Raw genomic sequence first — 19876 nt, forward strand, 5'->3', positions numbered from 1 at the left:
TATTAATGGTTTGTTATCCTATTGATTAGTTAGGGCGGTCGACTTTTTGAATATTATCTATAGAGAGGCTTTCCAATTCCAAATTGATCTAGGTAAATAAGGACGTCATAGCTTGCTTGGGCGTATTCCATACCAAATTCATCATGGTATATCTGCAAAACTAAGAGGTGAGCGTTTACGAAGCCATTAGGATCGCTCTCAATCATTCCACGTAGCATTTCGCGGAATTCTTTTGCTTGATTTGAACTTCCGGTCGTAATAAATCCACGATGATGTTTCTTTCTCGCGGAGATAGCTGGGGCATCACCCTCTGACAGCGGATTCACCGACTTTGGAACTATGTGGTCAGCCTCGCGCTTTCCACCTTTACTTTTCTTTTTTTCTGTTCGATAGCTAGATAATTCCATATTGTCATTACCGAATACTTTAGGCTCTTCCATTGCTGGATTTTCTCCCACAGCTGGAAGTGCAAGGCTTTCTGAAGTTTGTGGTTCCTGAATCAAGGGCTCAATTGACATAGGCTCTGCAATAGCGTCTGAATCAATACCTGGAAGACTCATCTCCAAATCTGCGGACGCACGGGCATTTGCATCTCGCAATTCGTTGAGTTTAGCATCTTCACTCTCATTCGATTTGGAGGCATTATAGACCTCTCCCCAAATACCAACATTTAACACTATTACTGCTACAAGGGCGACAGCCGCCAATAGTGTAATTCCAGCACCAGTACTCGCAGCGGCTGTGCTAGTTCCAGCACCAGTACTCGCAGCGGCTGTGCTAGAGTGTTTTACGAGGCCTTGCTCTAAGCCTTGCGCAAACCGGCTGGCGTATTGCGTTCCAGGCGCCATGCCTGCTGTGGGAACAGATGGAGAGGGCATAGCTGGAGGCATCCCTGTTGGAGGAATGGCTACAGATGGTACAGCTGAATGACCTTTGATATCCACATATCTAATCGGGTTATTCCTCACATAGCTGAACAAAATTAATCCATCAACAAACTCTTTTGGATCACATGCCACCCACCTACCCAACCACGCCGCGTAATACCTCGCCCCGTAATAATATAATCCACTCTCCTCATCCCGCTCCTTACCGGTATAGCGATACTGCTTTGCCGCCTCCGTATGACTGCGCACCGCCTGATAGGTTGAACTACCATAAGGCGCATACTCTTCATAGGAAATGATCTGCGCCTGCTCATCCAATTCCAGACTGGCCGAGCCAAGATGGTTATTGAGTTGATAGCGAATTAACTGAGACGGCGAGTTGTCATTTCCTAAAGTGCGAGTTTCGACAAGGGCGATTCGTTGTTGGTCATCCATGAGATGCAATGTCTCACGTTCCAATTCCAGCGTATTGCCATTAGATTCGTACTCGCGATAGACCTCAAAAGCACCGAGATAGATGCGCTCTTTCATGCGCGTGGCCGTTTCGCCGGGTGCGACTTGGCGCTCGGTTACCTTGCGCATACGCTGACCACTTGCGTCGTATACGTACCAAGTAGTCTCCGGCGTTCCGCCATTACCGATTACTTGCTTCGCCGTCGCTTGTAGCTGGTCACGATAGTCCCATTGCATTAGCGGCAGGTGCGGCATTTGTAGCATATTGCCATGGGTGTCGTGAGTGTAAGTTCCCAAGATTATGTTGCCATTACCGGTGGCCGTCTGGCTCAAGCGATTACTCTGCTTGCTAGGCTCGATTAAGCTGGCTTCGTGGTAGGCATAGCTGCGTGTCCAACCAGAATGGGCAGAGTTACTGCCGCGATGCTGCATCTGCAGAAAGTTACCTACGGCGTCGTAGACATAGCGCTCAATATAGGTGCCCATGGCATTGCCATCACCGGGTTGCAGCAAGCCGACACGCGAGGCATCGTTGTGAGAATGCGGGATAGGTGCGCCACCGATCTGTCCTAAATGCTCCCGTCCGGTAGCCTCGATCAATCGGTAGAGGGCATCGTAGATATATTCCGTACTCGGCTCAACGTGCTGGTTACGGAAGAATATCGTCTGCTGAGCATCGTCGCGAATTTGAGTAATATTACCGACTGGATCGTAGGTGTAACTCAGGTCCTGCAATGATTCGGTGCCGCGTCGAGTGCGCAGATGGGTTAAGCGAAAGGTCAGCGGGTCGTATTCATACGAAGTACTGGTTCCGTTGCTATAGTCAATACGCTGGCGCTGACCCTTGGCATCGTAGTCGATATTGCTTACGAACGGGGTGACGACGGCATCGCCGCGTAGGTTAGCTTCGACACGTTCTAGCAGATTAGCTTCGTTATAGATGTGGCGAATAATACTGTTGTCCGGTGCCGTGGTTTGCGTCGGACGATTCAGTGCATCGTACTTGCTGCTGCTGTTGAAGATATCTGTTTCCAAAGGTACAGCGGCTGACCAATCGAGTGCTTTCTTGTATTCTTTAGCGAGTTGACGTTGATTATGTAACGGATTACCTTTGAAATCGCATTGAGAATTAGTAACGACACCTGCTTGATCGAAAAGCTGAACAACCTGTCCTCGTAGATTCTTGGTTTCCGCGCTAGGTTGGCTTTCGCCATAGATTGTGCGGCCTACTAGTATCTCTGGCTCTGCACCTTCGATCAGGTATGACCCAACAGGCCGCCGCAGCGCATCGTAGGTGGTGCGAAACTCATGATCTCTACTATCCCAAGCACGAATCGGTTTCCCGGCCACGTCACTCAGTATCCAGCGTTCACCCGCTTCCATGCTAACTTGGTAAATAACGGCGCCAAGCATGTTGTAGCTGTAGCGCATAACGATACGACCTTGATCGTCGCCGTCCTGCACAATGGCATCGCGCACAGCACGTTGGTTGCCTTCAATGTCCAGCTCTACGCGGCTATGATATTTATCTTCCGTGCCGTTGAGATCGTGGCCCGAAGCCACCACTTTGTTGCGACTGATGGTAAGGAACGGTCGCCCCAATGTATCGAGAAAAGCCGTCGCCGGAGTATCGGCATGAGCCGCTGCCTTGTTCGCTACCGCCTGCTCTTGCAGCCCAAGCGCACCATCTTTTCGCTGCGCATGCCAAGTCTCCCACGATAACGTTAGATAACTGGAGAAATAACCAGCGGTGTAGCCACTAATATCTGTGTCGACGCGCGGATCGCTAAGCACGGTATCATTAACGTCCCAGCTCGTTTGCTGCCATGGATCGAACAGCACCTTCTCGTAAGTGTGATTAGGATGCAGCGTGGCCACAACGCGCTCAACAGGATCGTAGAACAAGATTGGGCTGACGCCAACCTGTACCCCGAATTCGAAGTGATGGGTGTCGGTAAAGAACGGCTCGTACTGACGAACTGGCTTGCCCTTATTATTGAAGATGGTCCAGCCACTACCGACCCAGCGTGGTGGACCGACGATTCCATTAATCTTTTCAGGCTCTGCCTGGATTTTCCGCTGGATCTCACGACTAAAGCCGTCGGAGTAAGAGAAGCTGTGCTGAATTTTTGTCTGTTCACCAAGTTGCAAATCAGCGTCGTGGGTCTCACGTACCAACGCATAAACGACAGCAGATTGCGGCTCGGCCTGCTTCTTGCTGCGCTGATAAGCGAATAGATCATAAACCAGCCGCGTAGTAGCCCGTCCCAAAATAGCGTGTGGATCAGCGAGCGGATTAGCAATATGATCGTGGATTTCAGCATCCGTTAGATCGGTGATGAAACCATCAAGCGAATCACCCAGGTTTTCCTCTGGCTTGCCCATCACTGCGGTGCCCACTACCAGACCGAGGATGTCAAATGTCACTTCGGCGCGGTTACGGTTAGGGTCCATTACTAGCCGTGGTTGCAGCACGCGATAGTCGTTACCAGGCTTAGTGAGATCGAGATCTCCGCTCGGCAAACGCTCACCCACGGTAACGCAGTTACCCAGAGCGTCGCGAGTTTCCAACATTAATAGGTCGTATTCGTCATAAACGATGGTGCTCTCGGTGTTGACTTGGCTAGTATGAAACGGATCACGGGAGCGATGCGGTAGGAAAAAGTGCTGGCGAGCATAGGCTAACTCTTGGGCCGGTGTATCCGTACTGTTTGGTGACAATAATACTCTACCCGAAGGTATCCACCAGTGGTCATCAGCATCCATATCGACGTAGCCACCACGGTCGGAACCTTGACTGCCAAGTCTAAGTACATCAGCAATATTTGTTAGTAATGAGTGGCCGTCACGTCGGAAAACTTGTGCTAACAGCCCCGGCGTAAAAGCGAGCTGATAACTCTCGCCAGGCAGGGCCAACAGTTCGACTTCACCAAGCGGCAGCAGCGCTGTCAGATCATCTTTACGGTACAGGGTGCGAACGTGTTCAATAAGCCGTTTTTGTTGACTGCTATGATCTGCTTGCTGCTCATAAGAGATTTGTGCAGCTGATAACAACATAGTGAAATCATTGCCTGTCCACTCGTCTAAGCTGAAGCGTGGGGCGTTATTTTGCAGCTTGAAACCGGTTAACTCATAGCTACGTGCTTCAGCTGGAAGCGGCGTGCGGTAGTTGTCGAACACATTGACGGCATCGATGGTATTAGTAACACGATTTTCAGTATAAGTGACGAGCATTTGCGTCTGCTTCTTCCGGTCGTCCGGATTAAGTTCTACCAGGCCAGGGTTTGAGACCGTCGTCACCTGCCCTTGCTCATTGACAATGCGGATAGTTTCACGGCGGCCATAACCGATAGCGGCTTGCTTAAGCACATTGCCAAAATCATCTACTTCCAACGTCAGCGCGTGCTGGATACGGGGATCAGCTGGATTACGCTCGTAATGGTAGCTGATGGCTTCACGCGGATGAGTGAAGAAGACTGCGTGGCGGTTACCATGGCGAGATTGTAAATGGTGAATGGTGAAATTCTGCTCGGTGACTGTGTAAGGATGCAAAGCCTCAGGTGTATCATCGAAGGCGTAAATCTCCTGACGCAGCATGGCACCCTTGAGCGAGCGGCTGGCCTCGCGCTCTTCTTCAAGTGTCAAATCTAAGGGTAATATGGTATCTGGAAGCAGCAGTGCCTTAGCTTGTGCATCGGTCAGCCCCGGTTCGCGGTAGTACTCGCCGGTATCATGTGTATCAAGAATACCCGCAAAAAAATCAGATAAATGCTCACGACCCAGATAGGCACCAGTATGGAACCAGGTTTTGGTATGCACCGGAGGCACGTGAGAGACACCATCAATGTTGGTTGCTGCGGACAGTGTGCCGTCTGTTGTCAGGGCGGCGAGCTCCTCCGTATCAAACTGCTCAACCATCCCGAAACCACGAAATTCTCGCTCTTCGCCATCAAAGTAGCCGTGATGATAGGCGTAGCGTGTGGCGAAGCAGTTGCGGCTGATGTGGTCATACGTCTCAACGCGCTCGACCACGTGCACTGGGAACGGCAGTCTGGTAATCCAGGGTCTACCAGCGTACTTGTCCTGTAGATAGAATTTTGTAGAAGGCGCGTACTGGATGCGAGTCTCCGCGCCGAGGTTATTGACAGTCTTAATGAGTAGATGAGGTTTTTGCTCACCCATCAAATTGATATAGCGCATCGGCCGATCCGCATCGCCGGACAGCGGCGACGACCAGACTAGGCAAGCAGTGCCGTTGCCGAGCAGATCGACAGGCACAATATTGACCAAGTCATCTATACGCGGAAAAACTCGCAGCACCTGTACTGTGCTCCAGCTGTTGCCCGATTGATTGAAATACAGGCGTATGCCATCACGGTGCAGATAAATGATATCTGTAGTTCCACTACCGTCGATATCAGCCAGCCGGATACGTGCTTGGTCAAACTGATCACTATGGTCGAACCACGGTGCCTGATCCATAATAATTTTAGCGCCGAAACGACCGTAGCCAAGATTTGGCCAGTAGCAGACTTCGCCGTTGCGGATACGTACTAGATCGGTAAGGCCGTCGCCACTCAAATCAGCCAAGTAGATCGACTGAGTACCGTCAGCAAAAACGATACGAGGACCTTTGTTCTCATCCAGCACTTTAGCAACACGCATAGCTGGACCAAATCCTTTCTCCGCTAGCGACGGGTGCCAGACCAATGCATCATCTTCAGTGATAAGCACATCGGCATGACCGTCACCGTTGAGGTCGATAAATTTCAGGTTAGGATCGCGCATGGCACGGTTAAGACGAAATGTGAACGGCCTAAATGATTGCCAACCTTCAGCGCCGTCGTGTTCGTACAGGCCAGGCATGGGACCATCCATGACAACCACATCGGGCTCGCCGTCGCCGGCAAGATCCATAAATTGCGCACCGCTAGCGAGGGCGAGATTTGGCTTTAAAGCGACACGCTCAAGCGGTGCGAACTCAACTGGTCTAGGGCTGATTGGGCTAATATTGCGCTTGTAATACCAAGCATTAGCTTGCTCAGTCAGAATACCGGGCAGACCTTCACCGTGTAGATCCGTCCATTGGTAAGTCATACCATCCAGACCAATCGGAAGATTTTCAAGACTTTTAGAATCGACTTCCTCTACCGTGTCCTGCACGATGGGCTCAGTGTATTCGAACTCAACTGGTGGCAAACTACGCTTTTTGTAGTCATCACCCTCGCGCTTGTACCCTGTTTGTGTAAAGGTACCCAGAAAGCTATAAATAGGATTACGGACGCTGGTCGGATCTTGATCGTGAGAGTAGGTGAAGTCTGTGGAACGTACTAAGCAATCGTTGCCAACGCCCTCCTCGCCCTCAAAATGATGGAACATCAGCACCCGCTGACAAAGTCGCGTGGTGCGCACCTCGAAACCGGCGTGATAGGTTGAGAAAGGATCGTTGCGAAAGACCCACGGCTTAATCCCGTTTGGCGTAGGTGCGTCGGTATCGTGCTCCCCATAATCAAGGACCACCTCGAACATCCAATCAGCATTCTGGATCTGTGCGCTACTCAAAAATATCGGCCGAGATCCTCCATCATCCAACAATGATGTCCGGTTGCCATATTGCATACGTTTAAGATAACGGTTGGCTGTGCGTCGAGGATCATTATGATCGCCTCGGTTGCGTTCGTGCGCCTGGGTTAAATCGACACCGACTCCATCTTCCGATTTGTACCCGTACTGAATGGCATTGCCTTTATCGTCGCGAGTTTCGCAGATTAGCCAGCTAAAAATACGGCTAGGATCCTCGGGATCAACGATTCGAGAACTAGTATCCTTGCCATATAAGGTCAAAATATTGTCTTGGGATATCGAGCGCCAATGCACATCCTCATCACTCAGCCGAGTCCAGCGTTCGATACGTGCAAACAGACCTTCAATACGAGGACGATACCTATGGATGAGGTAACCTGACACAGACGCCTTATCTTCAAAGCTCTTACCATCGGAATTAAGTAGCGGTACTAGATCTTCCGCACCAGAGAGCACGAAAACATCAGACTCTTCGGCATTATGATACTGCGGTAAGCCCTTTGCAGTTTTGCGCGTGATCGCTGGCAGTGAAAGCGTCCATCCAAAACCATAAACTCCGTTACCAGACCCAGAATCATAGGAAAGAGCAAGCTGAGGACCAAAGCCAGAGCGACCGGGGCTGGTCGCGATCGGCACCGACATCGACCCGGTGCCGGTGACCGGATTGGCAGCGAACTTCTCGCCGATGCCGCGAATCGCACCGCCACCTTTGGGAAGTGAGATCGTGGGAGCAAAGCCTTTTTTCTGATCGGTTCCTTGTGCGTTATCGGCTCCACCATTACCCGCAGTGGATTGAGGTATCTCTTTGAAGTCAGGCATAAATAACCTCTCAATACTTCCTACGGGAAGTCATGACATGTTTATATCATGTAGAGCTATTATGGTAATTCCCTAAACTATCTTTTAATACAGGCTTATGTCTACTTAGATTACCTATAAAAAACCACTTTGCAAGGTGATTATGTAGTCGATCAATACCATAGGGGTTTTTAGTATCATCACAAGCCCCTCTGAGTAGCAACACACATCAATTGCAGTGGATGTACTGATTCATAATTATCTGTAGGTATAGTGTGTGGTTAAACATGGCGCTTAACCTATTCTACTAAACGATATTGGTCTTATACGGGTAGAAGTTACTTATTTATTGTCAATAAATTATTTTAACTCTTATTAAATCGTTACTTAGCAAATTAATAATTTAGTAAGAGTTTTTGCTTTTAATGTTTTTAATGCTTTTAAAAGCTTTTAGACACGCTACAACCCTCGACAAATAAGGGCTATAGCATCCATAAGACGACGTTTAGTTACCCATAAGACGACGTTTAGTTACCCATAAGACGACGTTTAGTTACCCATAAGACGACGTTTAGTTACCCATAAGACGACGTTTATATTCTTTGCGTTATAATGCTTAATATTGTATTATTGCCTAACTTCTTAAGGCGCTTGATATGTACAAATCTGATTTAGTCGTGAAAACAAATCATCTTAATACTGTTTTGCAAAACTTGTCTTTAGCTGAAATCCGTATTATTCAATTGGCTATAGTAGATGCCAGAGAAACTAATACAGGACTTAGTACAGATAGGCCATTACGTATTGATGCATTACGATACGCTGAAGTTTTTGAGACCACACGGCAGAATGCATATATGCGCATGAAGGAAGCGGAATCTACGTTATTTGATAGGCGTTTTACTTATATAGACGATAACGGCAACCCAAAAAAAACTAGGTGGCTGCAAGAAGTGGGTTACATAGATGATGAGGGTGCTATAGAAATAGTTTTTACTCTTGCTGTCGTTAAAGGTATTAGCCGTATAGATGGTGCTGAAGACTTTTTTACTTCATACCTCTTAAAACAAACAGCAACTATGCAAAGCAATTATTCAGTAAGGCTGTATGAATTGCTGATACAGTGGAAAACTGCAAGAAAAACGCCAGTATTCGACATAGAAAATTTTAGAGGTCAATTAGGTTTATTAGAAAATGAATATGGTCGCATGTATGATTTTAAACAGCGAGTGCTAGATTTGGCAGTAAAAGAAATTAATGAAAAATCTGATATAACAGTCAGTTACAACCAACAAAAACAGGGTAAAAGCATAATAGGCTTTTCATTCTCGATCAAACTAAAAGCGTCAGCCGTTAAACCTGTTACCGATTCTGACACCTCTATCAAACTATCTAATAGCCAAATTAAATTATTTAGCAGTAAACTTGCTGAATTAAATGAACTTGGTAGCACTGCGCCTATAGGCAAAAGTACCGCAGAATTTGCCGCTATTATTGCTGATCATTTAGCAGACCCAATCAAACAAAAAAAATATATCCCTCACTTGGAAAAAGTCGGTTATAAGCAGGAAAAGAGCAAAGGTTAGTCTTAACTATAGTTTATCGTTGTAGGTAAATACATGGTAATAGACGAGAAAAGAATATACCAGTATCGCATCAAACGTATTTGTTAAACGTTAGCTTTTAAAATCCCCACCATCTTTTCTTCTTCTTAACTGAATGCGTCTCGATAGTTTGAGTATTTGATTCAGGCTGTGGCTCATATTCAGCTTCAGACTTCTTGAACTCCAATAGTCTCGTCTGCGCAAAATCATGAATACTGGCATTAGCTTTCTCAAGCGTTTTAGTTAGCTGAGAGAGCTGCTGCTGGTAATTTTCTATCAATTGCTTTTGGTCATTCACTTGTTGTCGTAGGTGCTCATTGGTTAATTTTTCAAGTGCTAACTGGTGTTCAAGTGCTGTACAGTCTTGTACAGTCTGACTGTTAGAGTGCGTACTCTCAGTAGTGTTCATTAACTGTCCAGAACGTTTTTCTAAAACAGGTTCGCCAAATACGCGCAGCATCTCTGCCGTATCTATTTTCTTATCAGATGTTCTAGAGAGCTCGCCATCATTAACCTTCTGATAAATGGTGGTTCTTGATACACCCCACTCTTTTGCCGCTTTCGTTACCGATATGTTCATTGTTAACCTAGTGTTCAAGTACGTTTTTAGTGGTTGTTCAGTACAACTGTCCAGAACGTTCAGTGAACAACTATGGCACTAACCAGCATATTTAAGCAAATGACATAAACTCACCACATCTAAGAATCAAGCCACCCGATATTTCTTAAAGTTCTCTGCCTGCTCAAAGATTTCTTTATACACCTCACCACGATCAATGGGCGGATAACCCCACTCATCAAGTAGTACCATCAGATCGAATTGAAGCTCAGCCTTGATATCCTCGCGCTTGTTCCAGTCAGTATACTTTGCTTTGTCGTCAATCACTTGTTTGACGGCTTTGGATAGCTCTAGCAGCTTATCTTCAGGATAGGTAAAGTCGTATTTATGCGCCAGTGAGATGAGGATGTCATAAAATGCTTTTTCCTCAAAATCGATGCCCATCTCACCGAATGAATCCATTTCAGCCCGCAGTTCATGGTATAGCTTGATGATTTCATCCGAGAAGTCACCTAGCACCTCGTCACGGAGCACATCTTGCTCATCGCGCTCATTGTACTTAGCGACTAAAGCTGTCATTTTTTTAGTGAAGTCGACGCCCTTAACCTTATTGGTTTTCTTCAGCTCACCAATGGCTTTGGCCAATAGCTGTTGCAGCAGTTCTAGCTTGGTGTTTGGCTGCTTTATAGCTTCAAGCTTGGCTAGATAGTCGTCATCAAACAGATCAATCTCACCATCACTGCGCTCGCCCAATTTAAAGATTTCTTCGACCCCATCACTGATTAATGCCGCTTTGACTAAGTCCCGTACCTTTTGGTTCATCTGCTCGACGTCAGGGGCACCGCCTGTGGTGATTTTAAACAGGATAGTGCGAACGGCTAGGTAATAATGAATCTTATCTTTATGCATCTGTGTTATTTCCTCACTGCCGACACAGATGTCATAAGCGGACTTTAAACGCTTTACTAAGTACATAAAGGTCTTTTCTAGCTTCTTACTTTCCAGGGTAAAGTTAGCGGCAACGTTGAGACAGTGCAATTGCTCTTCGGGGGTGCCATTAAAATAAAGGCTGCTGTTAAACTTATAAAAAAGTGCCCCAAGCAGACTTAAATGGTCTTTGACGATAACCACAGATTTGCGAATGTCCTCTAAGTCCTGCTCTTGACCGCCTGTATAGTACGATAGGGCTTGGTTCATCTGCTTTTTAATGCCGACATAATCCACTACCAAGCCGTTCTCTTTGCCCTCAAACTTACGGTTGACCCGTGAGATGGTCTGAATCAGGCTGTGTTTCTGTAAGGGCTTGTCGATATACATGGTATCTAGAAAGGGGACGTCAAAGCCGGTGAGCCACATATCGACGACGATGGCGATTTTAAAGTTCGATTGACCATTCTTAAACTGCCGATCGAGCTCTTTGCGGTAGTCCTTGTTGCCCAGCTTGTCCCACAAGGCTTTGGGGTCGTCTTGGTTACGGGTCATGATCATTTTGATCCGTTCCATGGGCTTGACCTTTTTTTGGTCTGCTTCGGTCAATTCAGAGCCTTCCGCACACGCTTTGATCTCATCCCATTCTGGACGCAGTTTGATAACCTGCTGATAGAACTGGTAAGCAATACCACGACTGCTACAGACGAACATAGCTTTGCCCTTTTGGGTAGTGCCTTCAAAGATACGTGCCTCATAGTGCTCGACAAAGTCTTTGGCAATGGCTTCAATGCGGTCAGGGTCGCCTAGAATGGTCGACATACTGGCCATGTCGCTTTTGCTTTTCTCAATCTGATAGTCGTTGGCACCAGCATCGCTAGTGGCTTGATAGTATTTCTCCACCTCGTCCAATTGACGACCATCGAGTAATACTTTGGCAGCACGGCCCTCATAAATAATACGTACCGTGATGTCATCATGCACCGATTCGGTCATGGTATAGCTGTCGACCACAGGCCCAAACACTTTCAGGGTGGCATCGACTGGCGTTCCGGTAAAGCCGACGTAGGTGGCGTTAGGTAGCGAGTCATGCAGATATTTGGCAAAGCCGTAGGTTTTCTTCACGCCTTCATCAGTGACGGTGATTTTTTGGTCAAGGTTTATTTGGCTACGGTGCGCCTCGTCAGAGATACAAATGACGTTGGTACGATTGGTTAGCAGTGCCAAGTCTTCGGTGAATTTATGAATGGTGGTTAGGAACACGCCACCACTCTTACGCCCTTTGAGCTGTTCACGCAAGTCGGCGCGACTCTCGACACTGACAATGTGCTGATCACCAATATAGGCTTTGGCATTGGTAAAAGTGCCAGACAGCTGATCGTCTAAGTCAGTACGGTCAGTGATTAAGATAATGGTCGGACTGCCAAGCTCGATATCACGCATCAGCAGACGCGCTAAGAACAGCATGGTATAGCTCTTACCACAACCTGTGGCGCCAAAGTAAGTACCGCCCTTGCCGTCACGTATAGGGTCAGTTTTATCAAGCACACCGTCTGCACCCAATACCTTCATATGGCGCTTGATGTTGGTAAATAACTTGGTAGCAGCATAATACTGCGGATAACGGCACACGATTTTATCCGCACGACTTGAAGTATCCGGCACATAAATAAAATGTCGGATAACCTCAAGCAGTCGCGGTTTATCAAACAAGCCACTAATCATGGTCAATAGCGAGTCGATACCATCTTTACCGAGTTTTTCTTCACCCGTTACTTTGCGCCATGAGTAATAAAACTCATACGGGGCAAAGCAGGAACCCATTTTAGAGTTGGCACCATCACTGATCACGCATAGCGCGTTATATTTAAACAGTTCGGGAATATCGCGCTGATAACGGGTGTGCAGTTGGGTATAGGCATCGAACATGGTGGCATTTTCACGAATGGCGCTCTTAAACTCAAACAGCACCAGTGGTAAGCCGTTGATATAGAGGATGCTGTCCGGAATACGCAACTCAAAGCCCTGTATACCCATCTGATTGACCAAGCGAAAATGGTTGTTGTGCATTTCGTCATAATCAAGCAGTTGGATATACAAATCCTTTTGCAAATGGTCTTCACGCTTGAGCAAAAAGCCATCAGCGACCCATTTCATAATAGCTTTATTGCTGTCGTAAAGGTCAGAGGCAGGCAGATAGTCGAGCTTATGGATGATGGACTCAATCTCATAGTCAGTGATTAAGTCTGCTTGATAACGAGTCGCTAAATAGGCGCGCAAATCAGACTTGATTAGCACTTCTTCAGGGCGGCGCGCACACTCATAGGTCAGCGTCTCACCATGCGTGTGCGCATAGCCTTGCACTCCTAATAACTCAATAATGGCTTGCTCTAGTTTGTCTTCCGTGAATGTCATTGCGTGCGCCTTTTTTATTTATGCAGCCCTACGGTCATCAGCCCTCTAAGGACAGCATATTCATAATGAGTTTGATCAAGGTTTCTTTTTGATTGGGGTCAGATTCGGCAACCAGTAAGGTTAAAGCAGCCAGTCCGGTATTGTTAATCACCATATCGCCCTTGGTATTGAGCAAGCGATTATTACGATGTAAGAAATCGACAAACAAAAACGCGCCACTGCGCTTATTGCCGTCAGTAAAGACGTGGTTCTTGACCATAAAATACAGTAAGTGTGCCGCTTTGCTTTCAATGGTGGGATAAGCAGGCTCCCCAAACACGGTTTGCTCAAGGTTTGCCAGTACGCTATCTAAGCCGTCACCACGGGGTTTGGCAAACAATTCCGTTGCCTCGCCACGCTCCATCAGCTGTGCTTTGAGATGATTCAGTGCTGCCATGGCTTCCACGGTACTGGGCAAGATACCGCCCTCTTGTCCGGCTGGGTCATCAAGCAAGCCCTCATCATAGCGTTGCAGCCATAAAAAGGTTTGGGTATAACGGCTGATAATCTCAACCAAGCCGCGCCCCTCGTCAGTATTGAGCTCAGGGCTTTGGGCAGTCTTCTTAATCAAGGCTAAGGCTTGTTTTAACTCAGCGGCATTTTTATCAAAGCGCTGCTCGTTGATGGTGTAGCCTTCCAACAAGTACTCGCGCAAACGTTGGGTCGCCCACATCCGAAACTGAGTGCCTTTTTTAGAATTGACCCGATAACCCACCGAAATAATGGCGTCCAGATTATAAAAACGGATGTTACGCCGTACTTGGCGCTGTCCCTCTTGGCGAACTACCGAGGATTCCTCGGTAGTTGCTGCTTGGTCTAATTCGCCCTCTTGATAGATATTTTTTAGATGCAAGCCAATGGTGTCAGAATCTTTATCAAACAAGGTCGCCATTTGCGCTTGCGACAGCCACAGCGTGTCTTGCTCTAGGCGAATCTCAATCTGCGTTTGCCCATCATCAGTGACATAGATTTCAAAGGTATCGTTAGCAGCGCTCATCTACGCCTCCTCTAGTATGGCGGCAGCGTCGGTAATGCGTAGCTCACCGGATAATAGCTTGGGTAGTAGGGTGTCGCGGAGTTTGGTTAGAGTTTGATTTTCTTCGTTCAGTGCTTTCTCTCTATTAAAAAAATCAGTCACTAACCTGTCAAACTCTTCTAAAACATTATTTTTCGGTTTTAAAATATTTAAGTCATTCAAAACTTTAGTGGTCATACTTGGTACAGCAGAGCCAACATTCATAGAAGCAAGATTGAGTAATTTTAGTTGATTAAATAAATACTTTGCAACGTGATTAATTTTAGGAATCGAGAAAAACATTGTATCTACTGTCCAAAACTCTTCATCTACGAACATCAGATTACTAAGCGTTCCTTTACGTGGGATAAGTATCGACTCACCAATATAAAGTGATTTATTTACCAGTCTCATTAATCCACCAGACCCATAGACTGGAATATTTCCTTCTTCTAGTTTTTTATGGTCTTTTCCATACTTCACTTCCAATAGTTCATTTAATCTTACGCTTTCCCAACCCCTCGGAATCCAACCCATCTCTTCGGTAAATTCAAACGCATCAGGGAATAATGCCTGAATGGCTTGATTATCGGTGTCACTTTTTGGCAAGGCTTGCCGTTGTTCAGCACGTGCTGATAGCGCGTCAGGTATCGGATTGCCTGCGGCGAGCGCATTATCAATCACGGGATCAAAGTCCACAAACCAGCTTTTAAACAACGTTTGCGCCATAGCTTCTAGCGTCTCGTTCATTTGGCGGTTGAGTTCGATTTTTTGATCGTATTGATTAATAAGTCTAGAGATTTTATTCTGGATACTTAATAGATAAAAAGGTACAGGTTGATTTAATAAATCAGTAGAAGTAATACTGGTAGCAGCTGTCTGCTTAGCAATTTTCTGTATCAGTTGCTTTCCGTATCCACTTTTAAAATAATAATAGTAAAACAATGGATCAGCTTTTTTTCTATCAAACCTAACCCTAAATAAATTAGATTCAAATATTGGTTTATCAGTCACTTCTCCTACTAACAAGCAGTCTCCTACACCTTCCAAAGTTAAAGATGTACGACCAAACAATAAATCGCCAGATTTACATGAAAATCTTTCAACCTCACTATCATTGACTTCCAGAAGCTCCGTTTTCTGATTTAGAAAAAAGTCGTTCTTAAAAACCTCTCCCATTTTAATCCATCTAAAACCTTTACCTTGATATTCTTTACCTTTATAAAGACCATTTCTTGGCTTTTCAGAGACTAAACTTGAAAGTTCAACATACTTAACTTCACTCGCCATAACCCAACCCCTCCAAGTTCTGACGAATCACTGCATCAAGCCGTTCTGACGCTTGCATTTGTGCGTATAGCGTTTGGCTGAGTTCTGCCATTTTGATCTCAAACGGGATGCCGTCATCCTCAATCGCTGCTGCACCCACATAGCGCCCCGGTGTCAACACGTAGTCATTGGCTTTGATATCTTTTAGACTTGCTGACTTACAGTAGCCTTCTTCGTCCTCGTAGGCCTCATAACCGCCTGCTTCCGCTTCGCCGCGCCATGCATGGTAGGTCTTAGCAATGCCTGCAATATCATCAACGGACAGCTCTTTATGAGTGCGGCTAATCATGCTGCCGATATTACGGGCATCAATGAATAGCGTCTCACCGCTGCGATTGCGCAGTCCACGCTTTTGGCTATGGGCGGAAGTGGCGGCTTTGTCACGGCTGATAAACCATAGGCAGACCGGAATTTGAGTGGTATAAAACAGCTGACCCGGAAGTGCAATCATGCAATCGACGAGGTCATTTTCGATGATTTGTTGGCGTATTTCACCCTCACCACTGGTGGTGGTCGACATTGAGCCGTTTGCGAGTACGAAACCAGCCGTGCCGTGTTCGGACAGCTTGGATATCATGTGCAATATCCACGCATAGTTGGCATTGCCCGTCGGCGGCGTGGTATAGCCTGCCCAGCGTGGGTCATCGACCAGCTCATCAGGCGCGCGCCAGTCCTTTTGGTTAAAAGGCGGATTGGCCATGATAAAGTCGGCTTTGAGGGTTTCGTGTTGGTCTTTTAAAAAGGTGTTCGCCGCCACATCGCCCAAGTTGCTAGAGATACCGCGAATGGCAAGGTTCATCTTCGCCAATTTATAAGTGGTGCTGGTGTACTCTTGCCCATAGATAGACATGTCTCTGGTGTTGCCGTTATGACTTTCGATAAATTTCACCGACTGCACAAACATACCGCCCGAACCGCAGCACGGGTCGTAAATCTTGCCTTGATAGGGTTCTATCATCTCCGCTATCAGATTGACCACTGATTTTGGCGTATAGAACTCACCACCGCCCTTACCTTCACTGGCGGCAAATTTGCCTAAGAAATACTCATAGACACGCCCGACGGTGTCCTCCGTAGGATTACCAATGGTGTCAATGTTATTGACCACATCAATCAGTGCCGACAATTTACTGCTATCTAAGCCCAAACGTGAGAAGTAATTGTCCGGCAGTGCGCCTTTCAGGGCTTTATTGGTTTTCTCAATAGTGCTCAGTGCGGTATCAATTTTGAGGGCAATGTCTTCTTGTTTGGCGTGTTGTTGGATAAAGTCCCAACGGCTGTCCTCTGGCAAGTAGAACACATTGTCTTTGGTATAAGCGGCGACCATGTCGATATGCTTCTCATAGCCTGTCGCTATCAGCTTTTGGCGCTGTGCCTCAAAGGTATCACTGATGAACTTTAGGAAAATCAGGCTTAGGACAATGTGCTTATATTCTGAGGATTCGACACTACCACGCAGTTTGTTGGCGGTATCCCAAAGGGCTTCTTCAAAGCGCACGTCTTTGGTGGTGTAATGTTTATTGACGGCAGGTGTTGCCATATTATTATTCTCAATTTGTGTGATAAATGATTAGTAGCTGCAAAGTGCTGGGCGGGCAGCGCAAAGATGGCATATGGTAACAGCAACGGGCGCTTCGTAAAGCGTTACGCTTCTAAATAATCACGGATAGGGCGTTTATTAAACGGAGTGATATCTTTTTTTAAACGATTAATCATCTCAGCCTCCCATGCTGGCGAATTCTGACCAGCTGGACTGGTTGGACTGACCAGATGATTGTAGTCTGCGATGAATTGAGCGTTGCGAACAATACGGCCCAACTGCTTATCGTTTAACCCAACGATATTGGATGGCTCATTTTTCTTTCCTTGCCCTGCTTTATCTTGCACTGCACCACCTTGTTTCTTATTTTTCGCTTTAAATTTAAAGGTAAAAGCGGTAATGACACGACCTTGTTTGTGTTGTTCGTACTCAGCGCTAATATCTGTATATTTATTAATCTGCGTTATAGCATGGTCTAGCACCTTAGCTTTAAAGTTATTCATTTGTTTGTACTTTTCAGTATCAACCCCTAGCATTGCACGTAAGTCATCGATCATTATCTTATTGGTCTTGCCCACTGAGCGCCAACGTATTATTAATTCGTAAAGTCTGATTGCATACTCGCTTTGCAAACTACTGACCTGTCTTAGTTCATATTCTGTATAGCAATTTTCAAGACGTGTTATTAGCGGTATAACGTCACTTGCAAAGGTCAGCTCTACACAACCTAATTCATCAGCATAAGCAATTTTTTCAACCCACCGACTTTTATAGTGTATGTTCTTACCGCTTGCCTCGTCTATCTTATCGTAACTAAAACCTGCTTCATATAGACCATCTACCGCCCTTTTCATAGCTTCGTAGGCGGTGTGTTTTTCTACATTGAATTGCTGTTCATAGCTCTTTGCATAAATGCGCAAAGACTTGCCTACATCTATAAGCTTGTTTTGTTCTCTTGCCTCAATGATAGCTAAAAATATCAAACGTTGTTCTGCCACACCAAGGCTATAGGTTGCGCCTATCAAGTCATTATCTTTTGAGACTATTTGCTTGTTAGCCATAACTGCGTTGCCTTTAGTCAATTGATCAATTAAAGGCCACAATAGCATTAAATATATATCGCTACAATCTAATTATTAAAGTATCTATAAGGTCGTAAAAGGTAGCTTTATGGGTCGTAAAAGGTAGCTTTATGGGTCGTAAAAGGTAGCTTTATGGGTCGTAAAAGGTAGCTTTATGGAGTCCCAAACCCTTTACTAGAAAGGCATACAGACGACGTAAAAGCTTTAAAAACATTAAAAACATTAAAAACCTTTTTTAGGTATTATTAGCTCACTTATGACTAAATCAGCTTATCAATTAGAAAAGAGAGATGCTAAACAGATTAAATGCCATTAGTTAAGATAAGGAACCCAATGGTACTGGATTAACCCTTAGTCTTAGAGATCAATCCTCGTTTTTTAAGATTAGCTACTGGAATTGAACCTGAGTCATTTATCTGTTTCTATTACGACTTACACCTTTCTAGAAAATATTGAGTCATAGAAATAAATTTTTTATTGACCATCTCATTAATCATTACTATCCCATTGTTAGTAAGAGCATTTCTTTTCATAGCGTTATGAAGTCTCATATTTTTCTACGTCACCCTACAGCGTCCGAATACCTTTCTTAGAAACACATAAAAAAAATAGCAGAGTAAATCTGCTATTTTTTATGCTGCCTGTAAAGATCGCTTTAACTCGCCGCCGTCACACTCTGTCGTAACCTGTGCTAAATACTGCATACATCATGAGTAGCTGACATAGTCTGAATACGACCCTGCTGGCCATTACTGTTGCTATGGTCTTGGCTGACCGCCATCGGATAAAACTCCTCAACCACATCCGCCATGTCATCAGCATCAACCTCAAAGCAAGAATTCATATAGCCTTGTTTCGCTGCCACCTCTAACGCTGCCTGATCAAAGCCGTGTTCACTCAGCTCACGATCAATTGCCCCGGCATCTTATACCGCTTGCTTTAATAAACACGGTAGGTTGTTTGCAGTAGGTGATGATTAGAGTCGATGTATGATCGCTAAAACTGCTAGCCGGTTAGCACCATTGATCATAAAATTCTCGACCAATGCTGAGTGCCAGTATGATTTATTTTAGAGGAGAAAAAGACGTGAAAACAGGGACATTTGGAACCAAAAGGAACCAAGAAATGTGCAAAACCTGCTTCCAAATTTTTCCTGCCGATCTAACAAAACTGACCTTATAAATAGGTCGGAACGGCCACATTAGTTGTCAAAAGTTGATATTTATACGCCAGCTAATCACAATGTTGTGTGAGCTTTTGGACACGTTATAGCAAGCATAAAGCTGATTAATGGAAGAGTACGCACACCTGATTGAGTTATGCGACAAGTAACGTGAGATAGATAAGTTACAGGTAATGCGATCATTAATAACCTAAGTAAATAAAAAGTAGATATTCACTCATGGAATAAATGAAGTTAAGTCGATGCCTGACATAAATCACGATTTGAACCACTTTTGAGGAAAATAACAACTGTAAATTGGATGAGGTAAATATCCTGCGCTTAACATCGCTACTTCATAGCAACGTTAAGCTTTCCGTAAAAACGCCTTCTTGTCTTACGTATAAAACAGTGACTTAGGTATAATAATAGAATCTAGGAATTATAATAAAAAGGGCAAGTTAATATTTAAAACACCTTAGC

At 45.5% G+C, this 19876-nt stretch carries 9 protein-coding genes; 1 reads left to right on the forward strand and 8 read right to left on the reverse strand.

Going from position 1 to position 19876, the window contains the following annotated elements:
• Nucleotides 1–53 precede the first annotated feature (53 nt).
• Nucleotides 54–7742: a SpvB/TcaC N-terminal domain-containing protein gene (locus H2245_RS11360; protein ID WP_182407530.1), complete on the reverse strand. Its 7689-nt coding sequence runs from the start codon at nt 7740–7742 to the stop codon at nt 54–56.
• Between the two features lie 635 nt (nt 7743–8377).
• On the opposite strand from H2245_RS11360, the gene repM (H2245_RS11365) reads away from it, so the two are divergent.
• Nucleotides 8378–9307 (forward strand): replication initiation protein RepM, encoded by a 930-nt coding sequence (repM, locus tag H2245_RS11365; RefSeq protein WP_182407531.1) that lies wholly within the window; start codon nt 8378–8380, stop codon nt 9305–9307.
• A gap of 97 nt (nt 9308–9404) precedes the next feature.
• Here the strand turns inward: repM (H2245_RS11365) and H2245_RS11370 are convergent, their stop codons facing one another.
• The 7 genes from H2245_RS11370 to H2245_RS11400 all read right to left on the reverse strand — a co-directional run bounded on the left by H2245_RS11370 (nt 9405) and on the right by H2245_RS11400 (nt 19096).
• Nucleotides 9405–9905 (reverse strand): plasmid replication DNA-binding protein, encoded by a 501-nt coding sequence (locus tag H2245_RS11370; RefSeq protein WP_182407532.1) that lies wholly within the window; start codon nt 9903–9905, stop codon nt 9405–9407.
• Between the two features lie 126 nt (nt 9906–10031).
• Nucleotides 10032–13226, reverse strand: coding sequence for a type I restriction endonuclease subunit R (locus H2245_RS11375; protein ID WP_182407533.1), 3195 nt, complete (start codon nt 13224–13226; stop codon nt 10032–10034).
• A gap of 37 nt (nt 13227–13263) precedes the next feature.
• Nucleotides 13264–14262, reverse strand: a complete 999-nt coding sequence (rhuM, locus tag H2245_RS11380; protein ID WP_182407534.1) for a virulence protein RhuM/Fic/DOC family protein — start codon at nt 14260–14262, stop codon at nt 13264–13266.
• Nucleotides 14263–15570, reverse strand: a complete 1308-nt coding sequence (locus H2245_RS11385; protein ID WP_182407535.1) for a restriction endonuclease subunit S — start codon at nt 15568–15570, stop codon at nt 14263–14265.
• A complete protein-coding gene (locus tag H2245_RS11390; protein WP_182407536.1) occupies nt 15560–17149 on the reverse strand; it encodes a class I SAM-dependent DNA methyltransferase in 1590 nt (529 codons plus the stop codon). The genes H2245_RS11385 and H2245_RS11390 overlap by 11 nt, the downstream gene beginning before the upstream one ends.
• A gap of 104 nt (nt 17150–17253) precedes the next feature.
• Entirely contained in the window at nt 17254–18210 is a 957-nt protein-coding gene (gene repM, locus H2245_RS11395; protein ID WP_182407537.1) for a replication initiation protein RepM, read from the reverse strand.
• 712 nt (nt 18211–18922) lie between these two features.
• The gene (locus tag H2245_RS11400) at nt 18923–19096 is read right to left on the reverse strand and encodes a hypothetical protein (RefSeq protein ID WP_182407538.1); all 174 of its coding nucleotides are present in this window, start codon (nt 19094–19096) and stop codon (nt 18923–18925) included.
• Between the last annotated feature and the right edge of the window lie 780 nt (nt 19097–19876).

Origin of the sequence: Psychrobacter sp. GP33 (genome assembly GCF_014119005.1) — a bacterium.
Taxonomy (GTDB): Bacteria; Pseudomonadota; Gammaproteobacteria; order Pseudomonadales; family Moraxellaceae; genus Psychrobacter.